The following is a 21,937-nucleotide window of genomic DNA, read 5'->3' on the forward strand; positions in this document are numbered from 1 at the left end:
ACCTCACATCCGGATCTTGCCCTTGTGCCGGGCATACACTGCATAGTCAAGATACTTCTTTGTGGAAAGCATCTGTTCAACGGACGGACCCTGGGAACGGTCGATCTTATCTAAAATCGCGTCGGTCACGGTGATGTCGAAGGCATCGGATCCTGCGCCGCTGCCGTAGCTTGTAACGAAGATCCGGTCGCCGGGTTTTGCCACATCTAAAACGGCTGCTAAACCGAGAGGAACAGCGCCGCTGTAGGTGTTGCCGAGCGTGGGGGCCAGAAGACCCGCCTTGATCTGGTCTTTCGTGAATCCCAGCATCTGGGATGCTTTCTGCGGGAATTTGGCATTCGGCTGGTGGAAGACTGCATGCGTATAATCGGAAGGTTTCGTTCCGCGAAGTTCCATCATCAGCTTTGCAGCCCCAAGGGTGTGTTTGAAGTATCCGGGGTCACCGGAGAATCTTCCTCCGTGTCTTGGATAATCCTCTCCTTCGCGGCGCCAGAAATCCGGCGTGTCGGAGGTAAAAGAGCAGGTCTCATTGATGACCGCTATCGGATCGTCATTTCCAATAACGTATGCCGCTCCTCCGGCAGCTGCCGTATATTCCAGTGCATCGCCGGGAGCTCCCTGAGCGGTGTCCGCTCCGATTGCGACGGCGTATTTCATCATTCCCGATGATACCAGACCCATTGCCGTCTGAATAGCGGCAGTGCCGGCTTTACAGGCGAATTCGTAATCTGCAGCCGTCATAACGGGTGTTGCGCCGATTGCCTCTCCGACGGTGACCGCGGTCGGTTTGACGGCATAGGGGTGTGACTCGGATCCTACATAGACTGCCTTTATGTCGGCAACGTCTATTGGACGCCGGCGAAGGGCCGAGCGTGCGGCCTCTACAGAAAAGGTTGCCGTGTTTTCATCGTAATCGGGTACGGCTTTTTCTAAAACGCCAAGACCGCCGGTGATCTCCGCGGCGTTCGCTCCCCATACACGGGCAATCTCTTCGACTTTTATTCTGAAACGGGGGATGTATGCCCCGTAGGTGATTATGCCTACCATTGTGTTTTCCTTAAACGTGTAACGAGATCCTGAACTCCCAGGGGCGTACAGAGAACGGTAATGTGATCTTTTTCTGCAAGCTTTTTGACGAGCGGGTTGACATGTGCCTCCTCTATCCCCTGAAGGATAACATACGGGGGTTTGAACGGTGTCACGCGGATTGCGATCATCGGGGATTTTCCGGTTGAAATATCCGTGAAAATCAGAGCGCGCTCCGTACTCCAGCCGTAAATGCGGTTGAATTCATTGGGCGAAAGATTCAGAATGGCATTCGTACTGTTTATAACAGTATAGCCGAAGATTTGTGAATCCAGCTCCCCGCAGATGAGGGTACATTCAATCAGTTCCGATAATTCCTTGATTGGAATAGAAGAAGCGAAGTCATGAATATCATAAATGACCTCGTCGTCGTAATCCGAGAACAGGAGTTTGCCATACTTTTTGATGTATGTCCCACCATTTTCTTCGTCAACATCCAGAAGCGAGTCTACGATTTTCCCAACGACACCCGTTCCCGGACTTTTCCTCCGACCGCTCTCATAATCACTGATAACGGACGGAGATACTCCAAGATGATCTGCGAGTACACCTGGAGCTATCTGAAAACTTGTACGCCATTTTTTCAGAGCTTTTCCCGGTGAATCGGAGAGGGTGATTTCGCCTGCCATCTTCTCGGCAAGCTGCTGGCGAAGTACCGGCTTCATACCTACCTATATTTCGTTACTTACATAAGAAGTTGGTTGTCGAATTCGTCAATACGCGAACATGACCGATACTAACTCATATATAGTAATCACTCCAACAATGAGTTATGGAGACAATAGATGCTGAGGATGCAGCCTGTCTGCGGCGGATCGCTCTGCTTGGAGGGTGTAAAGGCCCGGTGCGTCTGTCCACGCAGGCACTGGGAGACCAGCTTGGGATCAGTCAGCAGACCGCATCACGCAGACTTCAGTCGCTCGAAAAGGCACAGATGATCTCGCGGACCGCCGAGTCGACCGGCCAGTATGTTCTCGTAACCAGGTCCGGGGAGGAGCATCTCCGCCGCGAGTTTGCCGAGTACGCCAAAATATTCGATGTAAAAGACGAGCAGTATGTCCTCACAGGGACGGTCATGTCCGGGGTGGGCGAGGGAAGATACTACATGTCGATCCCCCATTACCAGGAGCAGTTTGAAAAACTCTGCGGATTTACTCCGTATCCGGGGACACTCAACATTAAACTCAATCCGCAGAGTGTTCTGATCAGAAAACGTATGGACTCTCTGGAATGGACAATCGTCCCCGGGTTCAAAGATGAGCACCGGATGTTCGGCGAGGCACGCTGCATCAAATGCACAATATCAGGAATCCCGTGCGCAATAGTTGTACCAGGCCGAACCCACCACCCGGAAGAAGTCATTGAAGTTATATCCGGCACCCAGCTCCGCGATGCGCTGGACCTTACAGAAAACAGTGAAGTCGTTGTGGTCATAGGATAAACCATAACTTTTTTAGCAAATTTCCATTTATCCGGATCACGGAAAAGAAGATCAGGATTCTAATAACCAGCGATCACTCAAAGGAAAATATTTCTTCGATAGTAGTCTGAAAATATCGGGAAATCCTAAAAGCCAGTTCAAGGGACGGATCATACTTGCCTTTTTCTATCGCAAGGATCGTCTGGCGGGTCACGCCTAACTCTTTTGCAAGAGCGTCCTGCGTCAGATCGTGCATAGCCCGGTAGACCTTGATCTTATTCTTCATCTTCACCCCATACCCCGAACTTGCGGGCGTAATAGAACCTGAATCCCACATAGATGAAGAGGGCCGCAACAATCAAAATGAGCTGCAGTACGGCAAATAACCCCAGCTGTGAAATCGGGATCGTCTCAGGAGGGACGGGAAAATACGGGACGGATTCTAAACTCCCGGCAGGGAGCATCATGTCATTTTGGCGATGATAGGTAAATGACTGAAAACCCAGGGGGCCGCTGAACACATAGACGATCGTTGCAAGATTAACGGTCAGGAAAAGAACGACCGATGCCTTGATCGTAGCGGCGGCGGTTTTCATATCGATTAAAACACTGCGTTCATCCATAACAAGATCGGTGACACGCTTTTTGAGAACGAAGAAAAGCACAGCAGCTATTAGGATAGAAACTGCGATAATCACCGGACTCGAAAGTTCTATCGAGAGCCAGAATAAAAGAAGAAGCAAGACAGCCAGCAGACCGCATATAATATAGAACGTATTTTTCTTCATTGGTTAATCCTACTTTATGTTAATTGAACACGATAAGGATTTGCAAAATATAAATATCCGCCCCGTGTGTGTGGGTCAGGGCGGATATTTGTGTATGGTGGTATGAGAAAAAATCTGATTCTGCTTTTTCCTGTTGTGTACTGAAGAACAGGAGGGCGATCCCCGTCCACCCCATACTTCAGCGTATAACATATTTTACATAATGTATTATATAGTTTCCGTTTTCAGCGATGGAGATGCCATCAATAAAATAAAAAGAAGAATCTCCGGATCCTGTATGGCGTGTGTGGACCGAATCCGGAGTGTGCTGGTGTGTATATGGTTCTATTTGGGAAAATCTGTGCTGTCTGTGTCATGAAGGATCGGCATATCCGACACTTCATTAATCTGTATATAATTCATTTAACAATATAAACATTCTGAACATGGAACTCTGCGTGAAAGTTAATCTCCGTAAAGAACCCACGATAGTGATAAGAATGCCTGCAATCACCCCCGGAAAAATAACCGACCAGCCGCACTATCTCCCGATAACAGCGGAAGAACTAAAAAATACCGGAAAATCGACCCCGGACATTATTCTCGTATCGGCCGATGCCTATGTCGATCATCCGTCATTTGCCGCCGCACTTCTCGGACGAACACTGATCAACGCAGGATTCTCCGTTGCGATAATTAGCCAGCCCGACTGGAAAGAAAGAGAAGGAAAGGACTTTGCCCGGTTTGGAAAACCGAACCTCTTCTTCGCCGTTCTTCCCGGAGCCGTCGATCCGATGGTGAGCGCCTACACCCCGGCACTCCGCCGCCGGCATGACGATGCATACTCGCCCGGAGGAAAACTTACCCGCCCGGAAAAAACGACCCTCGTTTACACGAATATCCTGCACCGTCTGTTCAAAGACACCCCAATAATAATCGGCGGGATCGAAGCAAGTCTCAGACGCTTCGCCCATTATGATTACTGGAGCGACTCGGTCAAACAGGGGATCCTTGCCGACGCTCCCGCCTCGCTTCTCGTTTACGGAATGGGCGAACTCCAGATGATCGAGATCGCCGCCCGCCTGAAAAACGGCGAAGAGATCAAAGACCTCACCGATATCAGAGGCACCAGTTACACAATATCTATTGCAGAATTCCGGGAACATCCGCCGACAGGAATCATCCTTCCCGCATATCCGGCAGTAGTTAACAAGGAAACCTATGCGGAGACGTTTAAAATACAGTACCTCTCGAAGGATACGCTGATCCAGCCCCATCCGAAAACGGTCATCGTCCAGAACCCGCCGGCACGCCCGCTTACAAGCGAGGAACTCGATATCATCTACGAACTTCCGTACACAAGAAAACAGCACCCGGCATACAAGGAGCCGATACCGGCTCTCACCCCGATCCAGTTTTCCATCACCACCCACCGCGGCTGTTTCGGCGCCTGTTCGTTTTGCGCCATCACTCATCATCAGGGAAAAGAGATCGTCTCGCGAAGCGAAGCGTCCATCTTGAGAGAAGCAGAGCGGATCGCCAAAATGCCTGAGTTCAAAGGGACGATCTCGGATCTGGGCGGGCCGTCGGCAAACATGTATGCCTGCAGCTGTGCAAAATGGGAGAAAAACGGACCGTGTCTCGACAAAAACTGTACGACATGCCCTTCCATGAAGTTAGGCACAGCAGAACAGATTTCCCTCCTCAGAAACGTATCGGAGATTCGAAAAGTCAAACATGTTTTCATCAGCTCGGGAGTAAGATACGACCTCATCCCAAAAACGGAAGAGGGCGACCGATACCTGAGAGAGCTGACCGAACGCCACATCTCGGGCCACCTGAAAGTGGCACCCGAACATATCAGCGATCGGGTAACTCAGCTGATGAACAAACCGGGTAAAGCAGTCTTCGATGCGTTCTGCAAAAGATTCGATGCCCTCCAAAAAGACAAGCTAAAGAGGCAGTATCTCGTTCCGTATCTTATGTCGTCCCACCCCGGGTGCCGGATAGACGATATGGTTACCCTTGCCCTATATCTTAGAGAGAAAGGGATGTACACCGAACAGGTCCAGGACTTTACCCCGGTCCCGATGACCCTTTCGACGGCGATGTATTATACAGGGATCCATCCTCTTACCGGAAAAAAAGTCTACGTGCCGCTGGGGGATGAAAAGCGGATTCAGAGAGCTCTGCTTCAGTGGAAGGATCCAAAACAGTATGAATATGTCGTCTCGGGGCTTTTGAAAGCAGGAAGACGTGATCTGATCGGCGATCTGGTTCCAAATAGAGGTCTGCCCCCGGTGAGAAAATCAGGCAGTTCGAAAAAAAGAAGAAGTTAAACCTGTATTTCCTTTTCCTGCTCACATGTAAGGGGTTTGGGCTTTTCTCCCTTGAAGAAAAATCCCCGATAAATCATTGGAACGATGATCGTCGTCACAAGAGACACGACCACGATCGCGATGAAAAGCTCATTTCCAAGCTGGAGAAGATGTGCAGCCTCCGTCGGATCCACAGCCAAGGCTGCCATCTCTTCGAAATGATTCAAAGCGATAAGACCAACGATCATTGCCACCTCGCCGCGGGGAGTCATACCAAATCCGATCACCGCCGCATCCCGCCAGCTCATCCCGGTTAGTTTCGCCGGGAGACCGCAGCCGACAACTTTCGTGATGACGGCGACGACAGTCAGGATGGCGATAAAGAGGATCATGTCCTGCGTGAGATACCGCAGATCCGCGATGATACCAAGCGAGACGAAGAATATAGCCGCGAAGATGATATACAGATACTCGGCGCCGAGTTTGATATCCATACTATGTTTCAGACTGACTCTGTTCACGCAGACACCCGCAAGGAACGCCCCCACAATAGCGGAGATCCCCACCATTTCAGCCATCATTGCGTAGAAGAATGCGATCATCATAGCAAAGATGAACACGAACTCCGGGAACTGCCGGGCGATCTTTGTTTCATCCATCTTGGTGATCAGATACGGGATAACTTTAACACCGACACCGGCAGCAATAATCACGAAACCGAACGCTTTGATAACGGTTAAACCGATTCCGAGAGGGACAAGCTCGCCGGTCGAGGCAAGATCGGTACAGATCGAAAGCACGATCAAACTTAAGATATCGTCGATGACCGCAGCACCGATGATGGCCTTCGCAAACGGCTGATGGAGCTTGCCCATCTCCCGCAGAACATTTGCCGTGATCGCAATACTCGTTGCCGTCAGCGCGGTACCAATGAAAATGGCGCTGTAAAAGTCCATGCCGAAGAAGACCGCGGTGATGTAGCCCCCGACCCACGGAACGATAACGCCGATGAGGGCAATTACCATGTACCGCCAGTTGGTGATATCACGCAGCTCAAATTCAAACCCTATGACAAACAGCAGAATGATTGCGCCAAGACCCGCAAGACTCTGGACAAAATCCGTATAAGTAATGAGTCCGAGAACGCTTGGTCCGACGATCAGACCTACCAGGATCTCGCCGATGACCGCGGACTGGTGGATCCGTGTAGCGAGAAGATAACCACCCAGCGCAACGAATAACAGAAGACTCATCTGAAATTCGATGGTGGATATGAGTTCTTCCAACATAAGTATCTTGAATTTAGGTTCTGCTAGTAAAAAGAATTTCTCTTAATGCCTTCGGATTTCAAAAATCGGGATCCTGTTTTGCCGGGCAGTAATTACATAACGCCTGCGGGAGATCCTTTTCCCGATCACGAATCGGGCAGTAGACGATGTCGCCCGCCTGCCGGATGCGAAAACCTCCCGGAAACGGCATGCCGACCGGATGACCGCAGCCCCCTTTTACGAACATGACGTAGGCAAACACCAGACGGTAGAAGAATTTGGACAAGGGGTGGTTCTGGACCGGCCTTGGACTCTGTGAAGAAACCGCATCCTGAAAACAGTATTCGGGGACACCCGTCCAGTATTTTTTCCAGAGATCAAGATCGGGCAACGGACCATGACAAACAATACCCGGCCTGAAATCCTGCATGAATGCATGATACTGATCGAAGAGATCCATGCAGTACGGCCGATACAACCGACGGTACGGATCGGGGAGGCGTTCCGCTTCGCACTTCAGATATCCGCCGATATACTGGAGATCGAATACCGTGTAGGCAGAGAGAGCCCGACCGATGATCTCGGCCGCGGCCTGGTTCGACTCGGCAGAAAGAAGAGCCGTGACCGTCTCTTCGATAAATTCCCGGGAGGAGGAGGCCGAACGCGAAAAGATGTCCATTGACTGATGAATATAACATTGGCTCCGAATCCTATAATATCTGTGTTCTGGAAAACAACACATGTTTATATCCCGATACGTCAAACTACAGTGTAGTTTTCATGGACATTCTCTACGCTGTAGTCGTCATCATTGGTCTTGTCGCTTTCGAGACCGTGGCCAGCATAGATAATGCCATAATTAATGCAGATATTTTATCCACGATGAAGGCCTGGGCCCGCCGGTGGTTCCTTACCTGGGGTCTTATCATCGCAGTTTTTGGAGTCAGAGGGCTTCTTCCCTGGGCCATTATATGGGCATCAGCCCCCTCGCTTGGTCCGATCGGGGCACTTACCGCGACATTTTCAGGCGATGAGACGGCGGCTCTCGCAATCGAGCATAGCGCTCCGTTCCTCCTTCTCGCCGGAGGAGTGTTTATGATTTTTCTGTTTCTGCACTGGTTTATGGTGGAGCAGAAAAACTGCATCGTGCCTGGAGAACTCGCTTTCTCCAAAACAGGCCCCTGGTTCTATGCGGCAGCTGCGATTATTCTTCTCGCAATCGTTTACTTTACCGTTCAGATAAATCCGTTCCTCGCCGTCGCGGCAGTCGCGGGATCTGCGATCTTCTTTATCATGCAGGGATTCAGGCTTTTTGCAGATGCCAAATCCCTGGAACTTGAAACGAAAACGGTTGACGTGAATGAAACGGGACACAAGTCCGATATCAGCAAACTGATGCTTCTCGAAGTGATCGACGCAACATTTTCCATCGATGGAGTCGTCGGGGCATTCGCATTCACGATGTCGGTACCGCTGATTCTGATTGGAAACGGTATCGGAGCCTTGGTCGTTCGTGAACTGACGATTCGAAATGTTGACAGTATCCGGAAATATGCGTATCTCAAGAACGGAGCGATGTATTCTATATTCTGTCTGGGTATCATCATGTGCTCGGAAGGATTCGGTCTTGAACTGCCGATCTGGATCGCACCCGTCCTTACCGTGAGCATTGTCGCGGTCTTCTTCTGGCTCTCCCTTAGAAGAATAAAGAGACATGATTACGGAGAGTGCCCGGCACCGAGAAAAGAGTAAGATAAGTAATTTTTTAGAGGGAAACTGCCCCTCTTAGATTTTTCTGCAGACGATCGCCGCGTGCTCTTTGTGATACGGATCCAGCCACACGCTTTTTTCCATCAGATATCCGCCGGCCGTCAGCTCCGCACACGTATCGGCAAACACCTCATCGGCAGACTTTCTGATATCCACGCTCCGGGTTTTCAGCATCAGAATGAGACGGCCTCCTGATTTTACAAACGGCAGATGCTTCACTGCGATCTCTGCCTGATCCGGCTGGGCAACATCCTGATACAGCAGATCTGCCGGTTCGAGAAGAGCGGCGTATCGAACCGGGCGGGTCGCATCGGCGTAGATCGGGATGATGTTTTTACGTTTTTTGGCAACCGCCAGAAGGTCCTCCATCGGGCGGGGAGCAAACTCTACGGCGTAAACTGATTCCACATAGTCCGCCACGTGGGAGACGGTCGTTCCGTTTGCGGCTCCGAGATAGAGGACGACATCGTCCTTCCCAAGGGAGGTCGTTTTGTCCAGATACCAGAGAGCGGCAAGTTTGCTCCGGTACGGATCCCAGACACGGAAGTTTCCAAGCATCCGCTCATTGTACACTCCTCCGGGGCCTTCGGAGACGAGCGTGCCGTTGATCTGAATCATGCTTCCCCTCCGAAAATGCTGTCGATTTTGGCATTCGCCTGATCGACGAATTCGGGATCAAGTTCGCCCCGATACAGATCCAGACGGGCGGCGATCGCGAGTTTTGCGGCAAGCTGACGGGCAACTTTTCCGCGGACCTCCTTTTTGGCGTTGTGAACACGCCGGTGCTGGAAGATGATTCCGTGTTTGGGCGAGGAAGAACCCGTTCTGATGTGGGAAAAGAGGGCAGACTCGGCGCCGATCACCTGAATGGATGAGCCGGGCATTTTTGCCGCCGCATCAAGACCGCCGGCACGGGCAATCAGCCGTGCGGCAACAAGACCGCCGACAAGGGCGCTCATATTCGGGATAACGCTCACGGCTTCCCGGGAGACTTCTTTCATGAGATCGGTTCTGACTCCGGAAAGAGAGAGGATCTCTCGTGCTACACGTTTTAAGGAAGGACTCCCGGATTTTGCGATCTTCTGGACGAGACGGGGACCGTTCGACCGGGTATATTTATGCGAGGTCCCAGGCGTCGTCGCCGCATGCCAGTCGGTCACTCTTTCCGTTAAGAGGTTGATCACATCATCCATCTCATCGAGGGTCCGAACCATCTGGAGGAGAGCGGCATCTTTTTTGTCAAGATCGGCGGCGATGCCTTTTTCCGCGAGAGAAAACGTGACCTCCCTGACCGCCCGGATGTATTCATCTCTGGATGAGATCAGGCCGGCATCCCGGAGGTCTTCCCAGTTACAAAGAACGGACGGTATCGTAGTAGTATTCAGTACCCGTTCTTCGCATGCGGCCGTGTCCGTCGACAGATCTCCAGCTTCCCCATACCAGTGCATATAGTAATGTGGGAGGTTGTGGGGGATATAGATAGCGTGAGGGAAATCAACCATAACAATTAACACAAACCTCTCTCAATAATACATCATGCTTAATAACTACAAAGGATGCCTTGTAGGATCAATCCTTGGTGACGCTCTCGGCATGCCGAGCGAGACGAACACCGCACGTTTTTCAACAGAACCCGCCTTTTCACGAGCATACAAAGGCCACCCGAATCATAATCTCCTCCCAGGTCAGTACACCGACGACGGCCAGCTGATCTTAATATCCTCGCGTATTCTTGCAGAAGGTTCCTGGGACAATACCAATTATGCAAAAGAACTTCTCAGGACCTATACCTTACAGAAATTCAGATACCCTGACGGGACCACGTTTGCCGCATGCAAAAAAATGGAGAAAAGCGGAGACCTCACCGGATCCGGCATCTATTCCGACAGTACCGGATGTATCGGACTCGCCGTTCCTTTTGCCCTCGCATTCAAAGACCGAAAAGAGATGGCAAAGGAGCTTTTGACCGCCTGCATGGTGACTCACACGCATCCTGGAGTCCATGCGGCCGTGATCGGATTCGCTCTTCTTTTGAACACGCTTCTCGAAACACATGATGTGGAAGCTGGTTTTACAGCACTTCAGACAGCAGCGGAAAATATGGACCCTCTGCTTGCAGGAAAGATCGCCAATGCCGTAAGAATTGAAAAAACGGGCATGCCCACGGCGGATGCCGTGAGTATTATTGGAAACACCGCCTCCGTTTATCAGACGCTCCCCCTAGCGGTTTTCTTCTGCCGACGATATTATATTCCGCGTGAACTCCTTGGAATATCCTCCACCTGCGGCGGCAACGCCGACACGGTCTCACTTTTGTGCGGGGCATTTTGCGGGGCCAGATTCGGGATCTCGGCTCTTCCCGAGGATCTGATACCCCAATTGGAAAGGGTCGGCATCTTTGCTGATCTTGCAGAAAAACTCATGAACCGGGAGACAAAATCTCCGGACGAGGAGTCCGGGGAATAACATCTTTAAACTAGTTGTAAACCAATAATTTACGTATGGATATAGCGATTATCGGAGCATCCGGTTATGCCGGGGGCGACCTTATCAGACTGCTGCTGACGCACAAGGAAGCAGACATAGTCTGTGCCACGTCACGGAAGCTGGCAGGCACCCCGGTAACCAAAGATCACATCCACCTGAAAAATCTCATTGACCTTGAGTACACAAATCCTGATGTCGAAAACATCGACGCAGATTTTGCTTTCCTCGCCGTTCCTCATACCGCTGCCATGCAGTATGCCGGAAAACTGAAAGAACGCGGCATCAAAACCGTTGATTTCTCTGCAGACTACCGCCTGCCAAGAGAGATCTATGAAAAGACCTACGGGGTGAAACATTCCGATTACTTCAAAGCACCGTACGGTATCCCCGAACTTCACCGAAATGAGGTGAAAAACGCAAGTTTTGTCGCAAACCCCGGCTGCTTTCCGACAGGGGCGACCCTTGCTGCAGCTCCGGTGGCAAAACTCGCACACACGATAATTTACGATTCAAAGAGCGGGGTTTCCGGAGCCGGCGACTCGATCTCGGAGACCACACACTTCCCAAATGTTGCTGAAAATATCCTTCCCTATAAAATAACAGCACACAGGCATCTGCCGGAGATGCGTCAGGAAGCGGCGTTCCTCGGATCGAAAGCAAATGTCTACTTCACCCCCCATCTCCTCCCGGCGATACGGGGGATCATAACAACTGCCCATATTCTCTTCAATGAACCAATGGAGCTGGAAATGATACAGAAACTCTATCAGGACTTCTACAAAAACGAACCGTTCGTCCGACTTCAGCCTGCAAAACTCGGAGGAGTCAGAGGGTCGAACTTCTGCGACATCAACTTCGAGCTGGAAAATGACGGAACAAGACTCGTCGCCGTATCGGCAATAGACAACCTTGTGAAAGGAGCCGCAGGTCAGGCGGTCCAGAATATGAACATCATGTGCGGATTCGATGAAGCCGAAGGCATTAGAATGCCGGGGATGTTCCCATGACGCAGGAATTTCAAAGCATCTGCGGTGTTGAAGGAGTCAACGCCTGGGGTATCAAAGAGGGAAAATACGGTCTTGCTCTCATCCAGGCCTCCGGAACCGGAGCTGCGGTCTTCACCAAAAACCGGGTACGTGCCCCTGTCGTCAATCTGATGGCTGAGCGGACCAAACGCGGAAAACTGTCGGGAGTCATCGTGAACTCCGGATGCGCCAATGCATACACCGGAAAGCAGGGCCTTGCCGATGCTGAAAAGATGGCAGGGATCGGAGCCGAGGTTCTTGGAATCAGCGAACTCGAGTGCGGGGTCGCCAGCACCGGAGTTATCGGACGATATCTCGATCTTGACCTGATCAGGAGACAGGCCAGAGACGTTGCCGGAAAACTCGCACACTCTCCCGAAGCGGAAATCGCGGCGGCCAAGGCGATCATGACGACCGACACGCGGCAAAAGCACGCGATCGTGCGCCGCGAGGGATTTACCGTCGCCGGCATTTGTAAAGGCTCCGGGATGATCGCCCCGAACATGGGGACGATGCTTTCTTTCGTCTACACCGATGCCGAGATCCCGGCAAAAAAGCTTCAGGACGCTCTGAAATCTGCAGTAAAACGGAGTCTGAACAGAGTTGTCGTAGACGGAGATGAGAGTACGAATGATTCGCTCTTCTGTACCGCAACCGGCGAAGCAGGACAGGTCCCGGCGACCGAGTTTTCCGAGGCTCTCGAGACGGTCTGCATCAGCCTTGCAAAGCAGATCGCGGCAGACGGAGAGGGAGCGACAAAGATGCTCGAGGTAAAAGTTCTCGGCTGCAAACGTGAACGCGACGCAGAAAAGATCGCAAAAACCGTCATCACTTCACCTCTCGTGAAAAGTGCCGTCTACGGGGAAGATCCAAACTGGGGCAGAGTTGTCTGTGCCGCAGGATATTCCGGCGTAGAGTTTACGGTCGAGGAGCTGTCTCTTTCGATCGGTGAAGGAGAAAGCGAGACTCCGTTAGTGAAGAACGGCGTCATCGTGGCCGACCTTGTACGGGCAAAATCTGCGATGGCCGGCGACCACGTGGTGTTCACCCTCATGCTCGAGTCCGGCAGCAAACAGGCCACCGCGTGGGGCTGCGACCTCACAGAAAAATATGTGGAGATCAACGGGAAGTATACAACATGAATAATAGACAAAGCGTGCTAATGGAGGCACTTCCTTACATCCGGAAGTTCCATAAAAAAACTATTGTGATCAAACTCGGCGGACATGCCATGGTCGATTCGGCCATCATGAACTCGGTGGTTCAGGATGCGGTCCTTCTTCACTACGTTGGGATGCGTGTGGTCCTCGTCCACGGCGGCGGACCGGAGATCACGCTGAAGATGAAGGCGCTCGGGAAAGAAGCAAGGTTTGTCGGCGGTCTTCGCGTGACGGATGAAGAAACGCTCGAGATCGCCCAGATGGTCCTTGCCGGAAAGATCGGCAACATGATCGTTTCCATGATCGCAAAGAATGGAGCAAAAGGCGTTGGGATTTCAGGAAACGACGGCGGTCTGGTCATCGCAGAGAAGACGCCGATCAGAAAAATGATGGTTGGAGACGAGGAAGTTGAAGTGGATCTCGGCTTTGTCGGCGACGTCAAGGAGATCAACTCGAACCTTCTCGAGACTCTGCTGGATGCCGGATATATCCCCGTGATCTCCCCGCTGGCTCTCGACCGGAAAGGAAACGACCTGAACATCAATGCCGACACGATGGCAGGCGAGATCGCCGTAGCCTTAAAGGCATTCAAACTGATTTCCCTCACCGATGTAGACGGCGTTATGAACAAAGAGCGGACCGAGATCTTCCACAGACTCACGCTGAAAAATGTGGATGCCCTGATGTCTGACGGAACGATCTCCGGCGGAATGATCCCGAAACTCGAGGCGAGCGTGAACGCGGTACGTCATGGTGTCGAAGGGGCACATATCCTGAACGGGAATTCCGAACATAACCTGCTGCTGGAACTTTTCACCAACGACGGCGTCGGGACGATGATCACGGCCTCGATGATCTCGTTATAACCGAAAATACCCACTCTTTTTTTATAGGAGTTACGCGGAGTTGGGGCGGATCAAATTTGGGAAGGAGGTTGTTGGGTGTGGACACAAGAGATTATTTAACCGCGAATCTCCGCGAATTAACGCGAATCGCATTTTTCTCGCACCGTCGTGCTCTGCTTCGGCTGATCGCCTACGCAGGAATCGCACGCCGTCTGGAAAAATGCTGGGAAAAACCCGCGTGCGGGTTTTTCTGTCGTTTCATTATTTTTTCATCGCACAAAGAGAGAAGAAAAAGGAGAGAAAAACCCGCACGCGGGTTTTTCTTATAGCATTTTTCAAGAGAGGGTGCGATTCCTGCGTAGGCGATCAGCCGAAGCAGAGCACCCGAACGTAAGGAAAATGCGATTCGCGTTAATTCGCGGAGATTCGCGGTTCTTTTATCTCATACATCCACACTAATGCCTTACACGAAATCGAATTTCGATGCATATTTATGACCTGCTGTCCTAGTTCTCAGTAATGGGTTTTATTTGTCCTATGACGCAGGAGAGATGTATGGGCAAGCAGTGTAAATTCTGGCGTGCCGATGCGAAAATCGATAAAAAAGCCGATACCTTTTATGAGCTTAGTACAGGAGAATGTCTGTTTATCAAACTGGCGAACCATCTGCTGATGAAGTAGATTCAGCAGGTTTCATCATCATCTCTTTTGCGGATTCAGCTTATCAAGCGTGGATTTCGATAATGAACGTTTAAAAAAGAAGGAGGGGGATAAGCCCCTTATTCGAGGATCAGCATACTGCCGAAATACGTTGCATCGTCTGCAGGTTCCACGTAGATCAGGACATAGGTTTCCTGCATCGTCTCCGGAGTCCAGACCTTGCTGTACATCAGTCCGCCGCCTTCCTGGGACAAAGAGATGACCTCGCGCATGACCGACATGCCGTACGAATTGCTCATACTCAGCTGATTCGTGCCCACAAGAGAGTGATCAAGCGCGTATGCCAGCATCGTGCCGTCTTCCGTAATTGCAAACGGATACAGTCCTTCCTGCCCATTCAGTTCACTCTTTGGATCATTGATCATATCCAGAACGGCAGGGATTCCTTCAACGATCGTGAGATAATCCATGCCCCGCACCTGACGGACAAGGTCCTCGCGTTTTTGCCAGTCGATATAGAACGTGTCGGAAAACGGCTGGTCCTCAAGATAGATGCCCGAGCCGATGAACCATGTGTCATCAACGGCCATCACGTAGGAAAGCTTCAGTTCGCTCGCGAAATTGTCGAACGGGTTTTCATACAGGTAAAGCACAAACCCGCCGCCAAGATTTGCCCGGGCGGTCATGCGCTGAATATACTTTATCCCGGTTGTATCCTGGAGATACCAGCGGTTTTCCCCTACCAGATCCGGCTGATACGGCAGAGACAGAACGGTTCCGTTCATATCATAGGCAAAAATATACAGCTCTCCGTCGATGAACTCTCCCTTAGGATCATTAAACGCGGAGAGAGCAGCGGTCTTACCCATTTTATTCGCATACACATATGCATTCTCGACAAATGCCTTCAGCTCCTCGACGGTGACACTGGACCCGTCGGGTCCCGTACTCTTTGGAACGTTATCGGTAAGAACGACACGCCACTCCTTGCCGCATCCGAGATCCACCGTATTCCAAACTGCATTTATCTGGGCTTTTTCGCCTCTGGATGTGTCATAGAAGGGATAGGAGATGTTTCCGGATGTGGTCGTCAAAACGGCGTTCACCATATTCTGAAGTTCCGGGGTCTGATATTCCGGATCATCCGTCAGATACTTTCCAATCTCCACGGCATTTTCATCGTAGAACTTCAACCCTGTGGTATGCATGGCCCACAAAGTGTACCCGTATTCGTTTTTGAGATATTCAGTCAGTCCGGAGAATAAACTGTCTATATCATAGGAGAGTCTAAGGACACCGTCATACTCGCCGTTTTCATCATAGACGGGTGTGATGATCATAAGTCCGCGGTCCCCATCCTGATACTGGTAGAAATCCGAGACCACACAGCAGGGACCTGCGGCTTCAAGCACCTCCACCGGATAATTGAGTCGGGATTTTGTTTCGCCCGGAACCCACCATGGATCAAGGTATCTGGTCGTGGTGATCAACGTATTGTTTTTGTCGAATCTGCCTATCTCGATCGAGAGCGGGATCTCGCTTCTGAGTTTATATAACGCAAGCGTCACTGCCGGATCATCTGCCGGGATTCCGTCCAGTTCACGGGCAGTATTCCACAAAGAAGAAGTGACCTCATCCATCTCATCTTCAACGGTATTGATCACCGGAAGAAGAGCATCGTTCATGTCGATTACCTGCTCATCGGAAACGGACTGTTGAGTAGATGATTCTGGAATTATGCAGCCGGCAGCACATACACAGAGTATTGTGAAACCCAGGAGGGATATTATTGAAAATGCATGTCTGAACAAGCTTATCACCACTATTCATATATTCATATGGATGTGCAGTAATTATAGTTAATCATTAAGGAATGTGGATAGTTACTCAATTTCAGCATGAATAACCATGATAATTGTTCGAAAACAATCTATTCTTGAAAAAATCAAATAATTATGGATATCCAGCAAATTCTCTGAAAATCCACTTTTTTTCCAAAACAGCGGGAATTCCAATATGAATAGCAGCTCAACAGAGAATAATCATAAGAAAAATTGATGGTTATATTATTTTGCGCAATCAATACTCTTTTTCAGCCAGTTTCTAAAAGATCCCAGTTGTTCTTCCGTATGGAAATAATGTTCTGCCCCTTTCGCGACGTCAAGGACTGCTGAGTTTTTCTCTGCAAAAGCGGACACTTCATCAAAAGGAATCATATCATCATGTTCCCCGTAGAGTATCCGTGTCGGTACATTCCAGGAACCGATTGGGTGCGTTTTCACATAACAGTAGTAATCCCAGTAAAGCGTTATGCCGATCGGCAGCACGATCTCCTGTTTTTCTTCCAGCGTTTTCTCTGAAATATGGAAACTCGTCATCAGACCGTCGATGATCCGCTCCATATCGACCAGAGGCGAGAGAAACAGGCTTTTTTCGATCGGCATGCCGGAATAGGCCAACAGGCCGAAATAAACACCCATGCTGCAGCCGAAAAAACTGATATGATTAGTGATAGACCTGGCATACTGATACACCGCCGTAAGATCGCTTACGCAAGGATCCGGTTTGCAGAGATACGGCTCGTTTGACCGGTCACCGTGTTCCGGAAGATCGAAACTCAGGACCTGATAGCCCTTTTCGACCGCTTCCTCTGCAAAAACCGCGATGACGTCATCCTCTTTATTCGACATACTGCCGTGCACGGCAATATAGAGCTTTCCCGTATTTTCCCCCCACAAAATTGCCGGGATCCTGATGTTTTCATTCTGTATAGTGACGGATTTTTGTAACATATAATCGCCTGCCTAAAATATTTGATATATCTATCTGTACGATTTTCAATGTAAAATACATCCACGTTTTGCGTGGAGAGGCAGAGACGCAGAAAAGGATCGACAAGGATTCTGAAAAAAAGAGAGAAGCTTATACCGCTTCTTTTCCGAGATTGAATGCCTTCTCGTTAATCTGGACGGTCTTTGGCGGAACATTGCGGCGAACCGCTTCGGATAAGGATTCTGCTGCAAGCGGGAGATTGTGTGAAGCAGCACCAAGCAGAACGATGTTTGCCGCAAGGGGATTTCCTGCCTCGGCAGCAATACTCGTCGCATCCACGAGAATCACCTTAGCCGAACCTGCTTTCAGCTCGGCCTCGACATCTTCGATTTTCGGGACGGACTGTTTTGCAGAAAAGACCGAGGTCGGGACTACGATCTCGCGGTTCACGATCATCACGCCGTCGGGTTTGAGGAAGTGCCGATAGCGAACTGCCTCAAGAACATCGAAGGCAATCAGAAGATCAGCGGTGCCCGGAGCGATCAGAGAGCCGAATTTTCCGTCGATACGGATGTGTGTTTCCACCGAGCCGCCGCGCTGGGACATGCCGTGCGTTTCGGCCCCACGGACATGACGACCCTCGATCACACAGGCATCGCCCAGAACATTCGAGGCAAGGATCGTTCCCTGTCCGCCGATACCGACGATCAGAACATCAAAACTCTTCTTCATTGTCTCGCACCTCCTCGGTGGATCGCGCCGGTTGGACAGATATCCGCACAGACGCCGCAGCCGGTACAAAGAGCGGTGATCTTGGCAGCGCCGGTCTCATCGGTCTCGATCGCCGGGCATCCATACCTCAGGCATGCCCCGCATTTCGTACAAGCTTCTGCATCCACGACATACCGGTTTCTTTTGATCCCGAGCCGTTTGTTCATGATAACGCAGGGCTGTTTGGCGATGATGACCTTGACGCCGGGTTTTTCCTTTGCTTCCCGGAGAGTGGCAAGAAGATAGGTCAGATCATATGGATCGACCGATTCAACATACGCGACACCACAGGCTCTCGCAAGTTCTTCGAGCGAGATCTTCGGCGACTCCTCACCGGTCGCGGTCAGACCGGTGTTCGGATTGGGCTGGTGACCGGTCATTGCGGTGATCCGGTTATCCAGAATGATCACGATCTGGTTCGTATTATTGTACACCGCGTTGATAAGACCGTTCACACCCGTGTGGAGGAAAGTCGAGTCGCCTATCGTGGAGACCACGTCAGTTCCCGGGCAGGAGTGGGCGATTCCCGAGCCGACCGTGATCGAAGCACCCATACAGATCGTCGTGTCGACCGCGCCGAGCTGGAGACCGAGCGTATAACAGCCGATGTCGGATGGGAATACACCGTCTTTGAAGACCTTTTTCATTGCGTAGAAGACCGAGCGGTGGAGACATCCCGCACAGAGAATCGGCGGACGGACCGCGACCTGGGTCACTTCCGGCGGGACCGGGTAGGTGTTTTTCGCAAAACCTGCCTTTTCAAATGCTCCGGCGATCAGTTCAGGGGAGTATTCTCCCTCGTGAGGCAGATAGCCGTCGAGTTTTCCGTGAACGACCGTCGAGGATGCGGCCTGGAGTGCCGCTTCTTCGATGACCGGCATAAGCTCTTCCACAACGAGAACCTCGGTGTGTTTTGCAAGGATCTCCGCAAGCCAGTTCCGGTCGATCGGATATGCGCTGATTTTGATGAACGAAACGTCATCAGGGATGATCTCCTCGACATAGGAGATGGAGATGCCTCCGGCGATGACGGCCTTTTTCCCGCGGATCTCTGCAGAGTTGAGACCTGCCTCCACCAGATATTTTGCGACCTCGGGTTGTTTTTTCGTGAGGGCGACATGCAGCGGACGGGTGTGTGCCGGGATCACGACGTACTGTTTCGGATTTTTGACAAACTCGCCTTTCCGGGGCGAGGGCGAAGGCTCGCCGAGACGGACATCCCCTTTCGAGTGGCAGATCCTTGTCGTTGGACGAAGAAGAACGGGAAGCGCGAACTTTTCGGAGAGTTCGAACGCAGACTTGGCAAAGTCATGCGCTTCCTGGGCGGAAGAGGGATCCAGGCACGGGATCTGAGCAAACTTCGCGTACATCCTCGAGTCCTGTTCGTTCTGAGAACTGTGCGCGAACGGGTCGTCGGCTGAAAGAACGACGAAGCCGCCTTTCGTCCCGGTGTAGGACGAGGTCATAAGGGGATCGGCCGCAACGTTCAGACCGACGTGCTTCATGGTGACGATCGACCGAAGGCCGCACCAGCTTGCGGCCAGAGCATTTTCGAACGCGACTTTTTCGTTAACTGACCATTCTAAGTAGTACCAGGGGTTTTTTTCGGCACGCAGTCGGTCAACAACCTCGGATGACGGGGTCCCGGGATACCCGGAAACAAAGTCGATGCCCGCTTCGAGACAAGCATGGGCGATAGCGTCGTTTCCAAGGAGGTATTTCTTGGGTGTCTCTTCTGCCATATCTCCATAATGTTTGGCATGATAAGAGAATAAGCCTACGTCAAAGGCAGGAAATGAATTTCAGAACATATTTATACGGCCACATCCTATGTAGTAAGGTAAAAGGGGGCCCGTAGCATAGCTAGGTGGTGCGCCCGGCTGATAACCGGGAGGTCATGAGTTCGAATCTCATCGGGCCCACTGTTTTTCTGATTTTTGTATTTTATCATAAAATGTATCTTCCATCATTTTCGGTTTGACAAAGAGCATGCGCTTTTCTGAAATGCTGCGGAAAAAGAGAACAGGTTTTGGTTTTGACTGAGTTCAGTCTGATTTTTGCTGAAGATACCCAAGCGTCAGACTGAGAGCTTCCAGAACATCTTCTTCTGCAAGGGCATACTCCCGTATCGCAGAGTAGAGCATGTACAGGATATCATAGCCGTAGAAGTCAAGAGCATCCTCCGCTGAAAGGGGCGAGGCATAGGTGTCCACCACAAAACCGTCATTCGAGAACATCAGTTCGAACAGTTCACCCTTCTCCGATGCGACGCAGAACTGCTGGGTGACCTTCTTTTTCGGATCGTCAGGTCTAAAACTTGCCGGGCTCTCAGTTTTTCCAAGGATGATCATCTTCTCAGGGTAATACTTCTGATCGTAGAGATCCCCTTTGGTGTCCTGTTTTGCTTTCTCCAGAAAGAGCGATCCGGCGGCCTCAACCACGGGAACAACGGCAGAAAGCATCTTTTCGAGAAGGACCTTATCCTCATGGATGATCAGTTCCGACGTCTCCTGCTGTTTTGCTTTCGTTTCCTTGATAATATCAAGGAGACGGTCAAATCCCTGTTCTACAATTGGGTCCATGTAATATAGTATGACGGTCCCGATAGATTAACTACATGCCTTGTGCTATCTGTATAGAAGAAGAATGGATTATTTCATCGCCCTGAATCAGATTCTCATCCTGTTTATTCTGATTGGGATAGGATACTTTGCACGACGGATCAAACTCTTGAACGACGCTTCCGTCTCTTCCCTTTCAAAGTTCCTTCTGCACATCTGTATTCCCGCGATGGTGATCTTCTCCATGCAGATACCTTTCACGAACGAAGTTCTCATGAAGGGCGAGTATCTGATCTTAGCGGCGTTTGCCTACTACGGGATCGCATTTCTGGTTGCCTGGTTTTCGCCCATTCTAATGAGGGCAAAGAAGGAGGAATACGGCGTGTTCCGGTTCATGATCATGTTCTCGAACTCGATGTTCATGGGATTTCCCATCCTTTCGATGCTGTACGGCCAGGACGCAATATTTTATGCAGCGCTCTTCAATATTCCCTTCACGATACTGACATACTCCGTTGGAATATGGATTCTGCGGGCACAGGAGAAAGATAACGGGAAAATATCATTCAATCCGAAGCTCCTGTTGAACCCGGCTTTTCTTTCAACGATCGTGGGACTGATCTTTTTCCTGACGTCGTTTTCGATTCCAGACCCCCTCTACAGCTCTTTGGAACTGCTGAATAACGTTACCACGCCGCTTTCTCTTGTGGTGACCGGCGGGTTCCTTGCCCAGCTGAATTTCACCTCGATATTCAAAAATGTCCGGCAGTACATCGTTGCGGCGATCCGTCTTCTTGGTATGCCGGCACTGGTGTATCTGATCTTCTCGCAGTTCATCGACGACACGCTGATCCTCGGAATCATCGTCGTAACTGCGGGAATGCCGGCGGCCGTGAATACAGTGCTGCTGGCTGAAGAACATAAGGCCCATCCGGATATTGCGGCCCAGGGCATCTGTATCTCAACACTGCTTTGTCTCGTGACGCTACCGCTCCTCGCGGTGTTTTTGACAGGGTAATAAAAGTGT

Annotated in this window: 23 protein-coding genes and 1 tRNA gene; 11 read left to right on the forward strand and 13 right to left on the reverse strand. The window is 50.8% G+C overall.

From position 1 onward, the window contains the following. Window positions 1-3: 3 nt before the first annotated feature. Together MLAB_RS08600 and MLAB_RS08605 are read right to left on the reverse strand one after the other, a co-directional pair. Window positions 4-1,047, reverse strand: coding sequence for a hydroxymethylglutaryl-CoA synthase (locus MLAB_RS08600; protein WP_011833991.1), 1,044 nt, complete (start codon window positions 1,045-1,047; stop codon window positions 4-6). Continuing rightward, window positions 1,041-1,751 (reverse strand): helix-turn-helix domain-containing protein, encoded by a 711-nt coding sequence (locus MLAB_RS08605; RefSeq protein ID WP_011833992.1) that lies wholly within the window; start codon window positions 1,749-1,751, stop codon window positions 1,041-1,043. Before MLAB_RS08605 ends, MLAB_RS08600 begins: the two co-directional genes overlap by 7 nt. Before the next feature lie 107 nt (window positions 1,752-1,858). Between MLAB_RS08605 and MLAB_RS08610 the strand changes: the two genes are divergently transcribed. Then, window positions 1,859-2,527, forward strand: a complete 669-nt coding sequence (locus MLAB_RS08610) for a DUF120 domain-containing protein (protein WP_011833993.1) — start codon at window positions 1,859-1,861, stop codon at window positions 2,525-2,527. Window positions 2,528-2,600: 73 nt separating this feature from the next. Here MLAB_RS08610 and MLAB_RS08615 read toward each other — a convergent pair whose 3' ends face one another. After that, a complete protein-coding gene (locus MLAB_RS08615; protein ID WP_011833994.1) occupies window positions 2,601-2,792 on the reverse strand; it encodes a helix-turn-helix transcriptional regulator in 192 nt (63 codons plus the stop codon). After that, entirely contained in the window at window positions 2,782-3,294 is a 513-nt protein-coding gene (locus tag MLAB_RS08620; protein WP_011833995.1) for a DUF2178 domain-containing protein, read from the reverse strand. Before MLAB_RS08620 ends, MLAB_RS08615 begins: the two co-directional genes overlap by 11 nt. A gap of 479 nt (window positions 3,295-3,773) precedes the next feature. Between MLAB_RS08620 and MLAB_RS08625 the strand changes: the two genes are divergently transcribed. After that, window positions 3,774-5,612, forward strand: a complete 1,839-nt coding sequence (locus tag MLAB_RS08625; RefSeq protein WP_011833996.1) for a YgiQ family radical SAM protein — start codon at window positions 3,774-3,776, stop codon at window positions 5,610-5,612. Here MLAB_RS08625 and MLAB_RS08630 read toward each other — a convergent pair. Then, window positions 5,609-6,880, reverse strand: coding sequence for a cation:proton antiporter (locus tag MLAB_RS08630; RefSeq protein WP_011833997.1), 1,272 nt, complete (start codon window positions 6,878-6,880; stop codon window positions 5,609-5,611). The genes MLAB_RS08625 and MLAB_RS08630 overlap by 4 nt on opposite strands. Window positions 6,881-6,938: 58 nt before the next feature. After that, on the reverse strand, window positions 6,939-7,538 hold the full coding sequence (locus tag MLAB_RS08635) for a DUF2115 domain-containing protein (RefSeq protein WP_052289004.1): 600 nt from the start codon (window positions 7,536-7,538) through the stop codon (window positions 6,939-6,941). Between the two features lie 101 nt (window positions 7,539-7,639). On the opposite strand from MLAB_RS08635, the gene MLAB_RS08640 reads away from it, so the two are divergent. Continuing rightward, on the forward strand, window positions 7,640-8,611 hold the full coding sequence (locus MLAB_RS08640) for a DUF475 domain-containing protein (protein WP_011833999.1): 972 nt from the start codon (window positions 7,640-7,642) through the stop codon (window positions 8,609-8,611). 33 nt (window positions 8,612-8,644) lie between these two features. Here the strand turns inward: MLAB_RS08640 and MLAB_RS08645 are convergent, their stop codons facing one another. Further along, on the reverse strand, window positions 8,645-9,247 hold the full coding sequence (locus MLAB_RS08645) for a fibrillarin-like rRNA/tRNA 2'-O-methyltransferase (protein WP_011834000.1): 603 nt from the start codon (window positions 9,245-9,247) through the stop codon (window positions 8,645-8,647). Further along, entirely contained in the window at window positions 9,244-10,077 is an 834-nt protein-coding gene (locus MLAB_RS08650) for an RNA-processing protein (RefSeq protein ID WP_143702800.1), read from the reverse strand. The genes MLAB_RS08645 and MLAB_RS08650 overlap by 4 nt, the downstream gene beginning before the upstream one ends. A gap of 88 nt (window positions 10,078-10,165) precedes the next feature. Between MLAB_RS08650 and MLAB_RS08655 the strand changes: the two genes are divergently transcribed. The 6 genes from MLAB_RS08655 (at window position 10,166) to MLAB_RS10015 (ending at window position 14,827) form a co-directional block, all read left to right on the forward strand. Continuing rightward, window positions 10,166-11,095: an ADP-ribosylglycohydrolase family protein gene (locus tag MLAB_RS08655; RefSeq protein WP_052289005.1), complete on the forward strand. Its 930-nt coding sequence runs from the start codon at window positions 10,166-10,168 to the stop codon at window positions 11,093-11,095. 35 nt (window positions 11,096-11,130) lie between these two features. Beyond that, complete coding sequence (argC, locus tag MLAB_RS08660) at window positions 11,131-12,123, forward strand: N-acetyl-gamma-glutamyl-phosphate reductase (RefSeq protein WP_011834003.1); 993 nt, start codon at window positions 11,131-11,133, stop codon at window positions 12,121-12,123. Then, window positions 12,120-13,283, forward strand: a complete 1,164-nt coding sequence (argJ, locus tag MLAB_RS08665) for a bifunctional ornithine acetyltransferase/N-acetylglutamate synthase (RefSeq protein ID WP_011834004.1) — start codon at window positions 12,120-12,122, stop codon at window positions 13,281-13,283. Before argC ends, argJ begins: the two co-directional genes overlap by 4 nt. Beyond that, window positions 13,280-14,167, forward strand: coding sequence for an acetylglutamate kinase (argB, locus tag MLAB_RS08670; RefSeq protein WP_011834005.1), 888 nt, complete (start codon window positions 13,280-13,282; stop codon window positions 14,165-14,167). The genes argJ and argB overlap by 4 nt, the downstream gene beginning before the upstream one ends. Window positions 14,168-14,244: 77 nt before the next feature. Then, window positions 14,245-14,475, forward strand: coding sequence for a hypothetical protein (locus MLAB_RS09750; protein WP_143702801.1), 231 nt, complete (start codon window positions 14,245-14,247; stop codon window positions 14,473-14,475). Window positions 14,476-14,701: 226 nt separating this feature from the next. Next, window positions 14,702-14,827, forward strand: a complete 126-nt coding sequence (locus MLAB_RS10015; RefSeq protein WP_280841924.1) for a hypothetical protein — start codon at window positions 14,702-14,704, stop codon at window positions 14,825-14,827. A 98-nt stretch (window positions 14,828-14,925) separates the two neighbouring features. Here MLAB_RS10015 and MLAB_RS09470 read toward each other — a convergent pair whose 3' ends face one another. The 4 genes from MLAB_RS09470 to iorA form a co-directional block, all read right to left on the reverse strand. Further along, on the reverse strand, window positions 14,926-16,491 hold the full coding sequence (locus MLAB_RS09470) for a cache domain-containing protein (protein WP_011834006.1): 1,566 nt from the start codon (window positions 16,489-16,491) through the stop codon (window positions 14,926-14,928). A gap of 381 nt (window positions 16,492-16,872) precedes the next feature. After that, entirely contained in the window at window positions 16,873-17,598 is a 726-nt protein-coding gene (locus MLAB_RS08680; protein WP_011834007.1) for an alpha/beta hydrolase, read from the reverse strand. 130 nt (window positions 17,599-17,728) lie between these two features. After that, on the reverse strand, window positions 17,729-18,310 hold the full coding sequence (locus tag MLAB_RS08685; protein WP_011834008.1) for an indolepyruvate oxidoreductase subunit beta: 582 nt from the start codon (window positions 18,308-18,310) through the stop codon (window positions 17,729-17,731). After that, window positions 18,307-20,091 carry an indolepyruvate ferredoxin oxidoreductase subunit alpha gene (gene iorA, locus MLAB_RS08690; protein ID WP_011834009.1) on the reverse strand — a complete coding sequence of 595 codons (1,785 nt, stop codon included), beginning with the start codon at window positions 20,089-20,091 and terminating at the stop codon, window positions 18,307-18,309. The genes MLAB_RS08685 and iorA overlap by 4 nt, the downstream gene beginning before the upstream one ends. 106 nt (window positions 20,092-20,197) lie before the next feature. On the opposite strand from iorA, the gene MLAB_RS08695 reads away from it, so the two are divergent. Continuing rightward, window positions 20,198-20,271, forward strand: a tRNA-Ile gene (locus MLAB_RS08695). A gap of 123 nt (window positions 20,272-20,394) precedes the next feature. Here MLAB_RS08695 and MLAB_RS08700 read toward each other — a convergent pair. Continuing rightward, window positions 20,395-20,931, reverse strand: coding sequence for a hypothetical protein (locus MLAB_RS08700; RefSeq protein WP_011834010.1), 537 nt, complete (start codon window positions 20,929-20,931; stop codon window positions 20,395-20,397). Window positions 20,932-20,995: 64 nt separating this feature from the next. On the opposite strand from MLAB_RS08700, the gene MLAB_RS08705 reads away from it, so the two are divergent. Continuing rightward, window positions 20,996-21,928 carry an AEC family transporter gene (locus MLAB_RS08705; protein ID WP_011834011.1) on the forward strand — a complete coding sequence of 311 codons (933 nt, stop codon included), beginning with the start codon at window positions 20,996-20,998 and terminating at the stop codon, window positions 21,926-21,928. The last annotated feature ends 9 nt before the right edge of the window (window positions 21,929-21,937 follow it).

The sequence above is a fragment of the Methanocorpusculum labreanum Z genome (assembly GCF_000015765.1).
GTDB lineage: Archaea > Halobacteriota > Methanomicrobia > Methanomicrobiales > Methanocorpusculaceae > Methanocorpusculum > Methanocorpusculum labreanum.